The sequence below is a fragment of the Psychroserpens sp. S379A genome (assembly GCF_049800755.1).
Lineage (GTDB): Bacteria > Bacteroidota > Bacteroidia > Flavobacteriales > Flavobacteriaceae > Psychroserpens.
In genome coordinates, this window is the sequence record NZ_JBNAFQ010000003.1 from 16,377 (window position 1) to 31,163 (window position 14,787).

Annotated in this window: 17 protein-coding genes; 13 read left to right on the top strand and 4 right to left on the bottom strand. The window is 32.2% G+C overall.

What is annotated here, in order from left to right:
* The first annotated feature begins 29 nt into the window (after positions 1-29).
* Positions 30-2,036 (top strand): excinuclease ABC subunit UvrB, encoded by a 2,007-nt coding sequence (gene uvrB / locus ACP15M_RS09130; protein ID WP_425076902.1) that lies wholly within the window; start codon positions 30-32, stop codon positions 2,034-2,036.
* Positions 2,037-2,474, top strand: coding sequence for an SRPBCC family protein (locus tag ACP15M_RS09135; protein WP_425076903.1), 438 nt, complete (start codon positions 2,037-2,039; stop codon positions 2,472-2,474).
* Positions 2,475-2,558: 84 nt separating this feature from the next.
* On the opposite strand, the gene ACP15M_RS09140 is transcribed toward ACP15M_RS09135, so the two are convergent.
* On the bottom strand, positions 2,559-2,960 hold the full coding sequence (locus ACP15M_RS09140) for a TerB family tellurite resistance protein (protein ID WP_425076904.1): 402 nt from the start codon (positions 2,958-2,960) through the stop codon (positions 2,559-2,561).
* A gap of 274 nt (positions 2,961-3,234) precedes the next feature.
* On the opposite strand from ACP15M_RS09140, the gene ACP15M_RS09145 reads away from it, so the two are divergent.
* Positions 3,235-3,501, top strand: a complete 267-nt coding sequence (locus tag ACP15M_RS09145; RefSeq protein WP_425076905.1) for a DUF1456 family protein — start codon at positions 3,235-3,237, stop codon at positions 3,499-3,501.
* Positions 3,502-3,571: 70 nt separating this feature from the next.
* Positions 3,572-4,273 (top strand): phosphoadenylyl-sulfate reductase, encoded by a 702-nt coding sequence (locus tag ACP15M_RS09150; protein WP_425076906.1) that lies wholly within the window; start codon positions 3,572-3,574, stop codon positions 4,271-4,273.
* Positions 4,274-4,500: 227 nt separating this feature from the next.
* Here the strand turns inward: ACP15M_RS09150 and sucC are convergent, their stop codons facing one another.
* Positions 4,501-5,691 (bottom strand): ADP-forming succinate--CoA ligase subunit beta, encoded by a 1,191-nt coding sequence (gene sucC / locus ACP15M_RS09155; protein ID WP_425076907.1) that lies wholly within the window; start codon positions 5,689-5,691, stop codon positions 4,501-4,503.
* Between the two features lie 245 nt (positions 5,692-5,936).
* On the opposite strand from sucC, the gene ACP15M_RS09160 reads away from it, so the two are divergent.
* From ACP15M_RS09160 to ACP15M_RS09195, 8 genes are all read left to right on the top strand, one after another.
* Positions 5,937-7,820, top strand: a complete 1,884-nt coding sequence (locus tag ACP15M_RS09160) for a histidine kinase dimerization/phosphoacceptor domain -containing protein (RefSeq protein WP_425076908.1) — start codon at positions 5,937-5,939, stop codon at positions 7,818-7,820.
* Positions 7,820-8,569 (top strand): LytR/AlgR family response regulator transcription factor, encoded by a 750-nt coding sequence (locus ACP15M_RS09165; protein ID WP_425076909.1) that lies wholly within the window; start codon positions 7,820-7,822, stop codon positions 8,567-8,569. Before ACP15M_RS09160 ends, ACP15M_RS09165 begins: the two co-directional genes overlap by 1 nt.
* A 138-nt stretch (positions 8,570-8,707) precedes the next feature.
* Positions 8,708-9,448 carry a hypothetical protein gene (locus tag ACP15M_RS09170; RefSeq protein ID WP_425076910.1) on the top strand — a complete coding sequence of 247 codons (741 nt, stop codon included), beginning with the start codon at positions 8,708-8,710 and terminating at the stop codon, positions 9,446-9,448.
* A 23-nt stretch (positions 9,449-9,471) separates the two neighbouring features.
* Positions 9,472-10,011, top strand: a complete 540-nt coding sequence (locus tag ACP15M_RS09175) for a nuclear transport factor 2 family protein (RefSeq protein WP_425076911.1) — start codon at positions 9,472-9,474, stop codon at positions 10,009-10,011.
* Between the two features lie 157 nt (positions 10,012-10,168).
* Positions 10,169-10,429 (top strand): lactate/malate family dehydrogenase, encoded by a 261-nt coding sequence (locus ACP15M_RS09180; RefSeq protein WP_425076912.1) that lies wholly within the window; start codon positions 10,169-10,171, stop codon positions 10,427-10,429.
* A gap of 74 nt (positions 10,430-10,503) precedes the next feature.
* Positions 10,504-11,046: an acyl-CoA thioesterase gene (locus tag ACP15M_RS09185; RefSeq protein ID WP_425076913.1), complete on the top strand. Its 543-nt coding sequence runs from the start codon at positions 10,504-10,506 to the stop codon at positions 11,044-11,046.
* Positions 11,047-11,186: 140 nt separating this feature from the next.
* On the top strand, positions 11,187-12,584 hold the full coding sequence (locus tag ACP15M_RS09190; RefSeq protein WP_425076914.1) for a short-chain fatty acid transporter: 1,398 nt from the start codon (positions 11,187-11,189) through the stop codon (positions 12,582-12,584).
* Between the two features lies 1 nt (position 12,585).
* Positions 12,586-12,954, top strand: a complete 369-nt coding sequence (locus tag ACP15M_RS09195) for a cupin domain-containing protein (protein ID WP_425076915.1) — start codon at positions 12,586-12,588, stop codon at positions 12,952-12,954.
* A gap of 17 nt (positions 12,955-12,971) precedes the next feature.
* Here ACP15M_RS09195 and ACP15M_RS09200 read toward each other — a convergent pair whose 3' ends face one another.
* Positions 12,972-13,355, bottom strand: coding sequence for a VOC family protein (locus ACP15M_RS09200; protein WP_425076916.1), 384 nt, complete (start codon positions 13,353-13,355; stop codon positions 12,972-12,974).
* Between the two features lie 55 nt (positions 13,356-13,410).
* Between ACP15M_RS09200 and ACP15M_RS09205 the strand changes: the two genes are divergently transcribed.
* Positions 13,411-14,220, top strand: a complete 810-nt coding sequence (locus ACP15M_RS09205; RefSeq protein WP_425076917.1) for a M23 family metallopeptidase — start codon at positions 13,411-13,413, stop codon at positions 14,218-14,220.
* On the opposite strand, the gene ACP15M_RS09210 is transcribed toward ACP15M_RS09205, so the two are convergent.
* The gene (locus ACP15M_RS09210) at positions 14,221-14,787 is read right to left on the bottom strand and encodes a hypothetical protein (RefSeq protein WP_425076918.1); all 567 of its coding nucleotides are present in this window, start codon (positions 14,785-14,787) and stop codon (positions 14,221-14,223) included.

The following is a 14,787-nucleotide window of genomic DNA, read 5'->3' on the forward strand; positions in this document are numbered from 1 at the left end:
TTACACAAAAGTTTATGTAACTTTGTAAGATGCGTTTTAAAGTACAATCCGAATTTAAGCCAACAGGAGATCAACCTCAAGCCATTCAACAATTGGTTGATGGTTTAAACACAAACGAAAAATATCAAACCTTACTTGGTGTTACTGGTTCTGGTAAAACATTTACGGTTGCGAATGTCATTCAAGAAGTGCAAAAACCAACCTTGGTTTTAGCGCATAATAAAACCTTAGCTGCGCAATTGTACTCAGAGTTTAAACAGTTTTTTCCTGATAATGCTGTAGAGTATTTTGTGTCTTATTATGATTACTACCAACCTGAAGCCTACATTCCTGTTTCTGGTGTTTATATAGAAAAAGACTTATCTATTAACGAAGAAATTGAAAAGATGCGTTTGAGTACGACCTCTTCTCTACTTTCTGGTCGTCGTGATGTGATTGTAGTCGCTTCGGTGTCTTGTTTGTATGGTATTGGTAATCCTGTGGAGTTTCAAAAGAACGTCATCTCACTAGAAGTCGATCAGGAAATTTCTAGAACCGATTTATTACATCGACTCGTACAAAGCTTGTACTCTAGGACTGAAGCCGATTTTAATCATGGAAATTTCAGAATAAAAGGTGATACAGTAGATGTATTTCCTAGTTATGCAGATGATGCTTTTCGTATTCATTTTTTTGGTGATGAGATTGAAGATATTGAACAGTTCAATATTCAAACTAATGAGGTCATTGAGCATTATGACCGACTCAATATTTATCCAGCCAACATGTTTGTAACCTCACCTGATGTGCTTCAAAATGCTATCAAAGACATTCAGGATGATTTAGTGAAACAACATGATTATTTTAAAGAGATAGGAAAACACTTAGAAGCCAAACGCTTAAAAGAACGTACCGAATTTGATTTAGAAATGATTCGTGAACTCGGTTACTGTTCGGGAATTGAAAATTACTCTCGATACCTTGACGGAAGACAACCAGGAACACGACCATTCTGCTTGTTAGATTATTTTCCAGAAGATTATTTAATGGTTGTTGATGAAAGTCATGTCACCATTTCTCAAGTACATGCCATGTATGGAGGTGATCGAAGTCGAAAAGAAAATTTGGTTGAATATGGTTTTCGTTTACCAGCTGCAATGGATAACAGACCTTTAAAATTTGAAGAATTTGAAATGCTTCAGAACCAAGTTATTTATGTGAGTGCTACTCCAGCTGATTATGAACTTCAAAAAACAGATGGTGTTTATGTAGAACAAGTGATTAGACCTACTGGACTTTTAGATCCTGTAATTGAAGTACGACCAAGTTTAAATCAGATTGATGATTTAATTGAAGAAATTCAGCAACGTGTAGAAAAAGACGAACGTACTTTGGTGACTACCTTAACTAAACGTATGGCTGAAGAATTGACCAAATATCTTGATCGTATTCAAATTAGATGTCGTTACATTCACAGTGATGTAGACACCTTAGAACGTGTAGAAATTATGCAAGATTTACGTAAAGGATTATTTGATGTATTGGTTGGTGTAAATTTACTTCGTGAAGGTTTAGATTTACCTGAAGTATCTCTCGTCGCGATTATTGATGCTGATAAAGAAGGGTTTTTACGTTCAGCACGTTCTCTAACTCAAACTGTTGGTAGAGCTGCGCGAAACTTAAATGGTAAAGCCATTATGTATGCTGATAAAATCACAAAAAGCATGCAAAAAACAATTGATGAAACAGAATACAGACGTGAAAAACAAATTGCCTACAATACTAAACATAAGATTGCACCAAAGGCTTTAAATAAAAGCTTAGACAATGCTTTGTCTAAAAACTCTGTAAGCACGTATAGTTATGAATTGGAAGCTGCAAAAGCTGCCGAACCAGAAAGTGAATACCTAACTAAGAGTCAGTTAGAAAAGAAAATTCGCGAAAAACGCAAACTTATGGAACAAGCTGCTAAAGCTTTAGATTTTATTGTAGCTGCTCAACTTCGCGATGAAATAAAAGTATATCAACAAAAATTAGAAAAAGTAAACCTGTCGTAAATGAAAGTTAATGAACCTTCAGTTATTGTAAAACAAGAGTTTAAGCAACCAATTGAAATCGTATGGAACGCTATAACTGATGTTACTCAAATGCGACTATGGTTTTTTGATAATATTCCTGCTTTTGAAGCTAGAGTTGGATTTAAAACGGAGTTTGATGTTGCAACTGAGCATCACACTTTTCCACATCTTTGGAAAATCACTGAAGTCATTCCACAACAAAAAATTGTGTATAACTGGACATATAAAGGCTTTCAAGGTGATTCCTATGTTACATTTCAATTATCAGAAAAAAACAATCAAACACAATTAACACTAACAACAAAAGTTGTTAAAGATTTTCCTGATGATATTCCAGAGTTTAAAAGAGAAAGTTGTCTCGCTGGTTGGAATTATTTTATAAAAACGAGTCTTGTTAACTACTTGAGTAACCTATAACACTTATAAGATTCCGCTTTTCAGCAGAATAAGCTCTATTGGTTAAATTGAATGCGTGAAAAACTTTTCAATTTATAGTTTTATTTAATTATACTGGACTTTAAAAATGTCGATTAAAAAGTCTGGTGGTACTATTTTATTAGGAAAGCTATCCATTAAATCAAGAACTCTATTAATAGATTCATGACTCAAACCCATTCTAAGTCCGAAATTATGTAATTTCACTAATTCTTTTGAAGAAATTTCGTGATCTAAATTCATTAATAATACTAACCTATGAAATTGAACAATGCGTTCACTATGAGATTTAAGATGCACATAGGTAACAGGATGTTCTATTAGGTAGTCAAAATCTTCTTTTGAGATGTCTAGTTGTTTAGCGACTCCAAAAAGGAATTTATATTCAATAGACTTTATGTTTTCATCTTTTTGAGCAAAGGCAATCATTTCTGAAAGTAAACTCAATTTTTCAACGCGATTTATCATGACGAGGGATTATAATTTTTAGTTTTTTAAAGTTAATAAGTTTAATTTGCCGTAAACCTTGATATCATGTCGCTTATCGAAAAATTATTTGCGTTTCATCGGTTTTTTCCTACTTTCATACAAAATCAAAAATTAAACAACTGATTATCAACACGTTAAAATAAACATGTATTTCATCGACTTTTAAGTCGTTGAAAATTATTATCGATGAAATACACATGAAGAAATCGTTAAATTTTATGTACATTCGTTTTCAACAGATTTGAACACAAAAATGACTAATAACGATATATTTAAAAAACTAAGAGTCGCACATAAACTTCGTGACGATGATATTGTGAAAATTTTAGCCTTAGTAGATTTTAGAATCACTAAAAGTGAACTTGGTGCATTTTTTAGACGAGAAGATCATCCTAAGTATATGGAATGTGGTGACCAAATTTTAAGAAATTTTCTTAACGGATTAATCATACATCTTCGTGGTCCGATGCCTAAAAAAGAAGCTAAAGCACCTTCAACTAGTAAACGCAAAAAAAGTTAAAAATTGGTATAGTTTTTGAATAATATTCTTAAATTGCACTAAATAAGACAATTTAGTCCTAAATAAAACTATGCCTAACATTCAAACTACATTATGTTCGTCTGAAATCTCAGACGATAGACTATCTATTCTAAATAAGACATACAATTCTCTATCTGTAAGAGATCGCATCAAACAGTTATACCTAGATTTTGATGTCAATGATGTGATGCTTACAAGTTCATTTGCTGCTACCTCAGCATTATTATTAAAGCTATTTTCTGATATAAACACCAAACAAGAAGTATTCTTTATTGATACAGGATATCATTTTAATGACACCTTAACATATAAAGAACAACTAACCAAACAATACGGACTTAATGTCACTTCGATTAGTGCTTTAAAAGAAGAACATGAGTTTACTACTAAAGATGAAACTTGGGCAAAAAACCCTGATTTTTGTTGTAGTATTAACAAGGTAAAGCCTTTAGACAGTATTAAAAAAAACTATAAAGTTTGGGTGTCTGGATTAATGAAATGGCAAAGTGATCATCGTGCAACTCTTGATATTTTTGAACGTCGTGGTGACATCATTAAATTTTACCCTTTATTAGATATCACAAAAAAAGAGCGTGATGCTTTCATTAAAAAACATAAGTTACCATTCCATCCTTTAGTTGCTAAAGGTTATCATTCTATAGGTTGTAAGCATTGTACAGTTCCTGGTAGTGATGATCGTAGTGGTCGTTGGAATAATAATCCGAAGACAGAATGCGGATTACATTTGTAAAGTATTTCTCAAAGCTCTATACTTAAACAGGTTTCTCGATAAACACTACAAATTCTATATTCCATTGTCATTCCGACCGAAGTGGAGGAATCTTTATAAAGTGTAAAGATTTCTCGACGAGCTCGAAATGACAACTAATTACATTTATAGCATAAAAAAGCTCTCAAAATTGAGAGCTTTTTGTATTTAGTGATCCTTTGCTTACGCTCAGAATAACATATATAATATTAAGACAATACTTGTTGTACTTTATCTGCTGCTTCTTGAAACTCTGTAGCACTCATTACATCTAAACCAGAATTATCAATTAATTCTTTAGCAATGTCTGCATTGGTTCCTTGTAAACGAACAATAATTGGCACTTCAATATTACCCATATTTTTATAAGCATCAATTACACCTTGAGCAACGCGATCACAACGAACAATTCCTCCAAAGATGTTAATTAAAATCGCCTTTACAGCTGGATCTTTTAATATGATTTTAAATGCCGCTTCAACACGAGCAGCATCAGCAGTACCACCAACATCTAAGAAGTTTGCTGGCTCTCCTCCTGCTTGTTTAATCAAATCCATCGTAGCCATTGCTAGTCCAGCTCCATTTACCATACAACCAACATTTCCATCAAGGTCAACATAGTTTAATCCTAATTCTCCTGCTTCAACTTCAATAGGATTTTCTTCACGTAAATCACGTAAAGCTGCAAGGTCTTTATGTCTAAATAAAGCGTTGTCGTCTAAAGATACTTTAGCATCAACAGCCATAATTTTATCATCACTCGTTTTCAACACTGGATTGATTTCAAACAAAGAAGAATCAGATGCTGAATAGGCTTTATATAATGATGTTACAAACTTTGTCATTTCTTTAAAAGCAACACCAGACAATCCTAAATTGAAAGCTACTTTACGTGCTTGAAATGGTAAAATACCTGTTGCTGGATCAATTTCTTCAGTAAAAATCAAATGAGGTGTTTCTTCAGCAACCGTTTCAATATCCATTCCACCTTCAGTAGAATACATAATCATATTACGACCATTAGAACGATTTAGTAAAACTGACATGTAATATTCTTCAGGTTCAGAATCTCCAGGATAGTATACATCTTCGGCAACTAAAACTTGATGAACACGTTTTCCTTCGGCAGAAGTTTGAGGTGTAACTAAATCCATTCCAATAATCTCTCCTGCAATCGTTTTAACCTCATCTAAATTTTTGGCAAGCTTTACTCCTCCACCTTTACCACGTCCACCTGCGTGAACTTGCGCTTTAATAACATGCCAACCAGTACCTGTATCTTCAGTTAGTTGTTTAGCTGCTGCTACTGCTTCATCTGCAGTTTGAGCAACAATACCACGTTGAATACGTACGCCAAAACTGTTTAATAATTCTTTTCCTTGATATTCGTGTAAATTCATTTGGTCTTGAAATTTATTGTTAGTCTTCGAATACGTTTTCGAAGTAATTTTTTACGTGCACAAAAGTAAACATACTTAAGGTTTTTACCAATATTTTTTAAAAGGATTAAGACCTTTTAAAATGACATTATGAAATAAAAACAGATTCAAAACCTATACAAATCGTATTTGTTAACTTTAATTTATTAAAAATCACTATCTTTAATATTCCCTAAAGTCTTTATAATAGCTATTAAAAAAGACTAATGACGAAAATACTAGCCATACTATTGGTACTATTTAGTACATATTTTTTGTATGCTCAAAACTCACAAGAAATTCAATTAGAATCTTCTCTTGATTGGTTAGACAAACACATCTCTATTCCTAAAGATTCCTCTAACTTGTTTACTAAAGCACATGAAACGATACAGCTTTCAAAAGCATTAGATAACTCAACCTCTTTAGCACAATCTTATCGCTATTTGGCAGAATACCATAAAGAATATGCGTCTTTAGATTCGGCATTATATTATTACAATTCTGCCAAAGATATTTACCAAAAAGCATCTAACAATATACTACTTGCAGATACCTATATTGATCTAAAAGCGTATTACACAGTCAAAGCAGATTACAACAAAGCCAAAGCTAGTGTTTACAAAGCTTTAGAATTATATGAAAGTAATGCTCATAAAAAAGGCATAGCCAATTGTTATGCTAACATAGGTGATTTATTATATTATGAAAACAATTATAATGAAGCCATAGTGTATTGCAACAAAGCCATTGCAATACAAAAAGACATTGGAGATAAAGTTTCGCTTGCTCAATCTTACAGATTTAAATCTAATAGTCAATTATTTACAGGATTTGATTTAGATAGTGCATTGGTTTCAATAAACGCTTCTATTTCTCTATATGAAGACTTAAATGAAGTAGGTATTCCGATGATGGCTTCGATAAATTGGAGAGGTAACATCTATAAATATATGGAACGCTATGATGAAGCTATTGATGATTACCAAGCTAACTTTGATAATTCAAAAGCTATGGGATTAGAACGCTATCTCATTCCTTCACTCGGAAACATTGGGCATGTTTATATCATGCAAGGTCGATATAAAGAAGCCTTACCATATAATCTTCAAGCCGTTGAGCTTATAAAAAAAACAGGACGCACTAGAAATTTATGGGAAAACTACATGCATATTTCTGAAATTTATGAAACCCTTGGAGATCTTAAAAACGCATTGTACTATCATCAACTATATGCTTCTGAGCAAGAATTATTTAAAGATAATATTATTTTAAGCCTTGAGAGAGAATCACAATCTAAATATGAAATTGGACAAAAAAATGCGACGATTTTATTTCAGGACGAAAAAATAAATCAACAAAAACGCACAAAAATCTTATACTTAATTCTTACTGGTTTACTCGCTTTAATTTTATTTGGATTGCTTTATAATTACCAAAAACGAAAAAAACGCAATCAACAATTATTAATTTTAAATCAAGAGTTAGATCAAAAAAATAAGCAAAACGAATTATTACTTAAAGAGATTCACCATCGTGTAAAAAACAATCTCGAATTGGTAAAAAGCCTAATCGCATTACAATCGGCTCAACTTGAAGATTCGGTAACAAAAGATGCCATGATTGCCAGTCAGAATCGTGTACAATCTATGGGAATTATTCATCAAAAATTGTATCAAGGTGAAAATTTAGGCAGTATAGACATGAAAGATTATTTCATAAATCTAGGCGATGGTATTTTAGACACTTTTGATGCTGAAAACAAAGTAAACATTGAATGCGCTATGGATCAATTAGAATTAGACGTCGATACTGCCATACCAATTGGTTTAATTGTAAATGAACTCCTAACTAATGCTTTAAAATACGCATTTCCAAATGACAGAAATGGTAACATAAAAATAAGTATGAGTCGAGCTTCTTCTGAAATATTGACCTTAAAAGTAGTCGATAATGGTATTGGAAAAACCACAGAAACTGCACCTAAAGGAACTGGTTTTGGTTCTCAATTAGTGCAACTACTTACACAACAACTCAATGGCAAAATGAAGGAAAAGCATGATGATGGAACTGCTATAACATTCGAATTTAAAATTAAATCAGCTGCATAATGAAAACGCCTGTTAAAATATTAATTGTTGAAGATGAAATGGTCATAGGAGCCAACATATCTTTACAGCTTACAGGACTTGGATATGATGTGGTTGGCATTGTTCCTCGAGCTGAAGAAGCTATCGCTTGCGTAGAACAAGAATGTCCAGATATTATATTGATGGATATCAACCTTAAAGGTGATCTTGATGGCATTGAAACTAGTAAACTCATTCAAAAAGATCATGATGTAGCTATTATCTACCTTACCGCAAATGCAGATGATGACAATTTTAATCGTGCAAAAAGCACACATCCTTATGGTTTTATTTCTAAACCATTCAAAAAATTAGATTTACAACGTGCTATTGAACTAGCCATAGATAGATTAAATCATAAACCAGAAAGTGATGCTTCAGAGAACCATTCAACTCCAGAAACTGATCCTTTTATTTTAAGCAATTGCATCTTTGTAAGGTATCATGAAAAAATGGTAAAGGTCAACATTAAAGACATTTTGTACATTGAAGCTGAACGTAATTATTGTCGTATTCATTCAAAAAACAAAGAATACTTATTAGTCATAACTTTAAAAGACATTGATGAAAAATTACCTAGCAAACACTTTTTAAGAGTGCATCGATCTTTTATTGTAAATCTTTCGCAAATTGAAGAAATTGCAACAAGCCACATCGTTATTGGTAAAAAGGCAATTCCTGTCAGTAAATCTCTTAAAGAAGAACTTCTAAAACGACTTCAAACCATTTAATTAGAAAAACTTCCGATAAAGAAACATTATCCTTCGGACAAAAATTAGTTGCATTCGTCCTAGATGAATTTCATAAACCTATAGTTATCACGTACTTGAAGCTAAATTAATTAGTCAACCATTTTAAAAACTATTATTATGAAAACATTAAAATCAATCTTAGTAGCAACTTGTTTATTAGTAATGCTACCAACAACAACTCAAGCTCAAGAAGAAAATGAAAGCTTTATTTTAAGTCTTACAGGATTTACCATCAAATTTGGCCATGATACTAATTTTACTGATGGCGTAAAAAAATGGAACAAATGTTATAAAGACAATGGTGGAAAAGACACTTGGAATGTTTGGAATCGTTTACAAGGTAAAGGTAACGTCTATATTTTAGCTTCACGAATGAATAATTGGGCAGAAATGGATAAAAAAGATCCCGCTGCAAAATCTTGTAGAACCATAGCAGTAAGCTCTATCATACCTCATATTGAAAACATTGAATATAATACTGCTCGTTATATGCCAAAAATTAGTAAAAAAGAAGGTTTAGGTGATAACACAATTGTATGGGTTACTAGTTTTAAGGTAAATAACTCATTAGAGTTTAATAGAATTGTGAATGAAGTATCATCTACAATTAGTAAAAAAGAAGGTGGTAGTAGAGCTTATTGGTATAGATATATGGGAGGCGAAGCTGGAGATTATTTTGTATCGTCGCCATATAAAGACTTTGCAGATTTAGATAAAGATGTTGAAGGTGTTTGGGAAGTTTATGAAAGTGTTCATGGTGAGGCAAAAACAAAAGAAATCAGAAAATCATTCAGTGAATGCTTAGACGATGCTTGGAGCTATACTTACACTTTAGCTAAAGATTTAAGCATGAATTAAGAAATAATTTAAATTCTAATCTAATGAAAAATATTGTAATCATAGTCATGGCTGTAATTTGCTTTACAGCCTGTCAACCAAACGAAAAAAGATACACACAACAATCGCCAGAGATTGAAATTGTTAAAAAACACATAGAAAACTATAATACCAAAAATTATGATATTTCTATTATGGCAGATACCGCAAAGAGCTTTTTTAATAACTCCAAAAATCCAATACTTAGAAAAGATCTGATAGCCTATCATAAAGAAAATGATAAAATCTATTCTAGTAGAGGATTTACAGGTGAAGATCCAGAATATGAAATGGTCGTAACCGATGAAGGAAAAACTTGGGTTAATTGTTGGTTAGACTGGAAATGTGTTATGAAAGGTAATGGCAAAGAAATTGAAATTCCTATTCACTTAACGTATCAATTTATTGATGGTAAAATTGTTAGAGAAGTTGGTATGTGGAACTCTACTGAAATTGTCTTAAACCTTCAAGAAATTGAAGCTACAAAACAGAAACTTACTGAAGATGAAGAAGAAAGTGATGCTTTAGAAGAACCCTCATTATAAAATTTTATAACAGGCAGAATTGATTTTTTGTGGAGAAAATCAAAGTAATTACGAGGACTACATTTTAGTGTTAACATTTAGTAAATCAACCAACTTAATTGCTAACTGCCTGTTTTTTTTCAAACTATTTATAGTACAAAAGTCTACTTCTTTAACCATGAAAAAAGTTGGAGTCATAGGAGGATCAGGATTTATTGAAAGTGAAATCATTTCATTGTTATTACAAAAGCAATTTGATGTGAAAGTATCTACCGAAGACATTTCAAAAAAAGAAAACTATCAGCATCTTATGGAATTAGATCATGCTGAACATTTGCATGTTTGTGAAATCAATTCTACTACCAAATCAGATATACAGCAGTTTTCAAAAGACTGCGATTATGTGATTTTTATAAATTCTTCAGATATAAAGTTCTAATAAGTAAACACAAAATAACCAAGCAAGTTCTACTTATTACATACTTGATAGCTAAATGTAATGAAAGCACTAATATGATATACTATATCCTTCATCTTCTATACATTTTTATTGGTTCAAAGTTATTTTGGAGTAAAACAGATCTCACTTCTAATCTCAGTAGAAAACGATTTGTAAACCTCTTAGATTGTGACACGTTTAGATATATGGCAAATTCTAAATACTCCTATTACATGGATTTCATCAGATTTGAAAAAATGTTTCGATCTAAACTTTATGACAATACCGTAAAAAAAGGAATATATGCCGTTTTAGGATCCCAAAAGGTGATTTATAAAAAACCCTTAAAACGATGGTCAACTTTTACCATTACACTCGTTCTAGAAGGTTGGAATGACAAATGGGTGTATCACAAACAAATTTTTGAGCAAAACAATCAGATAGCAGCCATTGGCTATACAAAAGCTGCATTTTGGAAACATAAAAAAGCTCAAAGCATACGAACAATTCTTAAAAACAGTGGTGTTACTCAGTCTGAAATGCCAGTGTCTGAAGATGTGCTTTCTGTTTTTAAAAGTGATTACACACTGTTAAAAGCAAATACGATTCCAAAATAGCCTTAATTCTAACTCCTAGTTTAAATCAAAGGTATACGTTTAGTTTAGTTAGATTTGCTTTTATTGTCGACAAATTTGTAGTTTTAAAACGCACTTTTGTTACACCTCATGTAATAAAAGATTAATGAAATGTTATTCTTATGCTAACCAAACTAGGTGAACGATTTACCCTTTTATTTCAAAAGTATATGCCTGATGCTTTTGTATTTGCTATTATACTTACACTAATTACTGTAATATCTGCTAAAATCTGGACAGATACAGATGCTATAAATATTATTGTGGCATGGTATGACGGATTTTGGTCTTTACTAGAATTCGGAATGCAAATCATCCTTATCATTGTTACAGGCTATGCTATTGCACTGTCGTCTACTGTTAATAAAGGCATTGACAAACTTACCAAGTTTATAAAAACACCTACTCAAGTGTATTTTTTTGTCGTTTTTATTGGTGTCTTGCTATCGCTTATAAGTTTTGGTTGGGTTGTTATAACTTGTGTACTAGCTAGAGCTTTGGCACAACGTATTCAAGGCATCAATTATCCGTTTTTGGTGGCTTGTGTCTATTTTAGTTTTTGTGCTTGGGTGTGCGGATTATCAAGTTCAATACCTTTACTCTTAGGAACTGACAATAATTATTTAATAAAATCTGGTGTTTTATCTGAAACTATTCCAACAATATACACATTAGGTTCTACCTTAAACATTGTAACGATTTTACTATTCTTGGTTTTTGCACCTTTTTTCATCCTAGTTATAGCTCCAAGAATTAAAAACTTTAAAGAGTTGAAAGATATGAGTGATGGTTCAGCATTAGAAGATTCTATTTCTATAAAAGAAGAAGCCCAAAACTCTAAACTTCAAATTGGTGCAGTTTCTGATACTTTGAACAATGGAATGCTACTTCAAATCTTTATCGTATTAATGGGATTGACCTACATCATTTATCATTTTTATAAAAATGGATTCAATCTCAATTTTAATATTATGATTTTCATTTTCCTAATCGTTGGATTAGCGCTTCATAAAACACCAATGCGATACGTGATTGCAATGAAACGTTCTAGTAGTAATATTTCTGGAATTTTGTACCAATATCCTTTTTATGCAGGAATTATGGGCATTATGTTAACTACAGGATTAGGAGAGCAACTGGCAGATATTATTGCATCTGTAGCAACCATAGACACCTATCCGTTTTTTGCATTTGTTACAGGAGGCTTAATCAACTTTGCAATTCCTTCGGCTGGAGGTGAATTTGCAGTGGTTGGTCCGAGTGTGATTAATGCTGTTACAGAGATTGGCTCTGGACTTCCAGAAACTGAAGTGACTGCAATGATAGCCAGAGCATCTCTTTCGATCGCTTATGGTGAAAGTCTAACCAATTTATTACAACCCTTTTTTCTTCTTTTAGTCTTTCCTATTATGGGAAAAGGCTTAAAAATTCAAGCACGTGATGTGATGGGCTATTTTGTAATTCCGTTTCTCGTATTTTTCATCATTCAAGCTTTACTTGTAACTTATATTCCGTTATAAAATGAAATTCAAATATTGTGTATTTATTTGCTTCGGAATCGTTCTGAATTGTAATCATAAGACTTCTCTTCCAGATCCATTAGAAGCTGGCTGGAATAATCAAGCTGTTTGCGACGTTTTAGAAGACAATGAAAAATTAAGAACTTTAAAATGCACCTTTCCTCCTAATGTTGGACACGAACGTCATTACCACGACACACATTTCGGTTACACGTTACAAGGAGGAACTTTTAGAATTACTGATACCACAGGAACACGAGAAGTGACTATTCCAACAGGTTATAGCTTTTACAACGAAAAAGTAGAATGGCATGAAGTCCTAAATATTGGCGACAATACTGCTGTTTTTTTAATTATGGAACCTAAATGATTCAGTCCATAATTAAATTATTCGTGATTTAAATCTCTGTAAAAAATAAGTCCGTTACTGTATAAGTCATAAATACCAAACTCTCTCGTTCCCCAAGCCGTATCTCTTAACTGCGTGTTTTTATGAAAAACGTTTTTGGTTTTATATTCGTCAAATAAAGCATCTACATTGTCAACATAAATTCTAAGCAAAGGTCTGTCAAATCCATTTTCCCATTCTACTTCATCATGCCATTGCAAATGAATTTCAATACCATCACGTCCAACACCTCCATATTTTGGATCTTCTCCTTGATCTTTAAAATGTAATTTAAAATTCAGTTTTTGAGTGTAATAGTTTATCGCTTCAGTAACATTTTTTACTGGAAGTACAGGATGAATGTGTTTTAAATACGCTTTCATGACTTTTTTTATCTTTATAAATGTAACAATTTAATTAAAGAACACTCTTTCTTTTATGAAGCAATTTATATTAGTTATAAGCGTATTGCTGTTTTTTCAATTTGTAAATGCTCAAAAATTACAGCGCTCAAAACAGGTTCAAAATGATTCGATATATCTTGGACTCATCAATCCGTTTATGGTTCCTATAGAAATTAAACTATCGGCTTTAGATTCGGTAAAATCGTATGTAAAAGTTAATCCTTATGGTATATTAAAAGAAGGCGACACCTTAAAACAAGCGCTCGTAATTCCGTTAAACAAACTTCAAGACTCCTCGAAAATAGATTTTAAGAACTATCTAAATTTTAGTGCAAAATTTGGTAATCCTAACGAAACTTACGATACAGATTTTGAATATGAATTACCTTTTCAAAAAGGAAAAAAGTATAAAATTATTCAATCCTTTGGTGGTAAGTTTTCGCACAACAAACCACATTCAAGATATGCCATTGATATAGGACTAGCCATTGGTGATACAATTACTGCAGCTAGAAAAGGAAAAGTGTATTTTGTGAAGGAAGATTCCAAAGAGCACTGTCGTACTCGGAAATGTATTGACATGGCTAATAAAATTTACATCTTACATGAGGATGGCACAATGGCACATTATGTGCATTTAGATTTTGAAGGCGCTTTGGTTGATGTTGGAGATACAGTTGAAGCTAATCAGCCTATTGGAATTTCTGGTATGACAGGTTTTACTACGATTCCGCATTTGCACTTTGTGCTATACAAATCTAGAAGTATTTCTATTCCTTTTAAATTTCGAGGAATGAAATACAGCAAACTAAAACCTGGTCGTTATTACAAACGCAAAAATTAGCTATTGCTTTACAGTACCTGTAAAATGACTAATGTTTGAATTGATTGGATTTCCTGAGGTTCTTCTAAATGATGCTAACTGACCGCAATGCCAAATCGCATCAGCAATTGGTCCATTGATTTGATTCCAAAACGGAAACTCACGTTCTCCAAATCTAATTTTGAATTGAGAAATATCATCGCTATCTCGTAAAATATCTGCAGCAGTCTTCAGATTTATTAAAGCTTGTGCTCTTTTCTTAGCGTAACTCATTTTAGAGTGATCAACCTTTCCATTAGTTTGCTTTAATGTTGAATTTACAATGATGTATGACAAGTCTAAAATATGATCAATCGTTTCTTCAGTACTTCTCACATCATCATTGGGTTTGTATTTCAAATCTATTTCAGACAAACCTTCAGTAGCCCAATAAAATCGAAATCCTAAACCATCAACCATTCGAGCTGCAACAGTTCCTGCTGTGAAATTTTCAGAATATTCTGGAACTTCATAATAAGGCAATTCTTCAGTTTGTGCTTGAATATATACTGAAAAAACTATAGCTAGTAAAAGTAGAATGTGCTTCAT

Coding starts and splice junctions, on each gene's coding strand:
- uvrB (WP_425076902.1), top strand. CDS start 30: ATGCGTTTTAAAGTACAATCCGAATTTAAGCCAACAGGAGATCAACCT.
- ACP15M_RS09135 (WP_425076903.1), top strand. CDS start 2,037: ATGAAAGTTAATGAACCTTCAGTTATTGTAAAACAAGAGTTTAAGCAA.
- ACP15M_RS09140 (WP_425076904.1), bottom strand. CDS start 2,960: ATGATAAATCGCGTTGAAAAATTGAGTTTACTTTCAGAAATGATTGCC.
- ACP15M_RS09145 (WP_425076905.1), top strand. CDS start 3,235: ATGACTAATAACGATATATTTAAAAAACTAAGAGTCGCACATAAACTT.
- ACP15M_RS09150 (WP_425076906.1), top strand. CDS start 3,572: ATGCCTAACATTCAAACTACATTATGTTCGTCTGAAATCTCAGACGAT.
- sucC (WP_425076907.1), bottom strand. CDS start 5,691: ATGAATTTACACGAATATCAAGGAAAAGAATTATTAAACAGTTTTGGC.
- ACP15M_RS09160 (WP_425076908.1), top strand. CDS start 5,937: ATGACGAAAATACTAGCCATACTATTGGTACTATTTAGTACATATTTT.
- ACP15M_RS09165 (WP_425076909.1), top strand. CDS start 7,820: ATGAAAACGCCTGTTAAAATATTAATTGTTGAAGATGAAATGGTCATA.
- ACP15M_RS09170 (WP_425076910.1), top strand. CDS start 8,708: ATGAAAACATTAAAATCAATCTTAGTAGCAACTTGTTTATTAGTAATG.
- ACP15M_RS09175 (WP_425076911.1), top strand. CDS start 9,472: ATGAAAAATATTGTAATCATAGTCATGGCTGTAATTTGCTTTACAGCC.
- ACP15M_RS09180 (WP_425076912.1), top strand. CDS start 10,169: ATGAAAAAAGTTGGAGTCATAGGAGGATCAGGATTTATTGAAAGTGAA.
- ACP15M_RS09185 (WP_425076913.1), top strand. CDS start 10,504: ATGATATACTATATCCTTCATCTTCTATACATTTTTATTGGTTCAAAG.
- ACP15M_RS09190 (WP_425076914.1), top strand. CDS start 11,187: ATGCTAACCAAACTAGGTGAACGATTTACCCTTTTATTTCAAAAGTAT.
- ACP15M_RS09195 (WP_425076915.1), top strand. CDS start 12,586: ATGAAATTCAAATATTGTGTATTTATTTGCTTCGGAATCGTTCTGAAT.
- ACP15M_RS09200 (WP_425076916.1), bottom strand. CDS start 13,355: ATGAAAGCGTATTTAAAACACATTCATCCTGTACTTCCAGTAAAAAAT.
- ACP15M_RS09205 (WP_425076917.1), top strand. CDS start 13,411: ATGAAGCAATTTATATTAGTTATAAGCGTATTGCTGTTTTTTCAATTT.
- ACP15M_RS09210 (WP_425076918.1), bottom strand. CDS start 14,787: ATGAAGCACATTCTACTTTTACTAGCTATAGTTTTTTCAGTATATATT.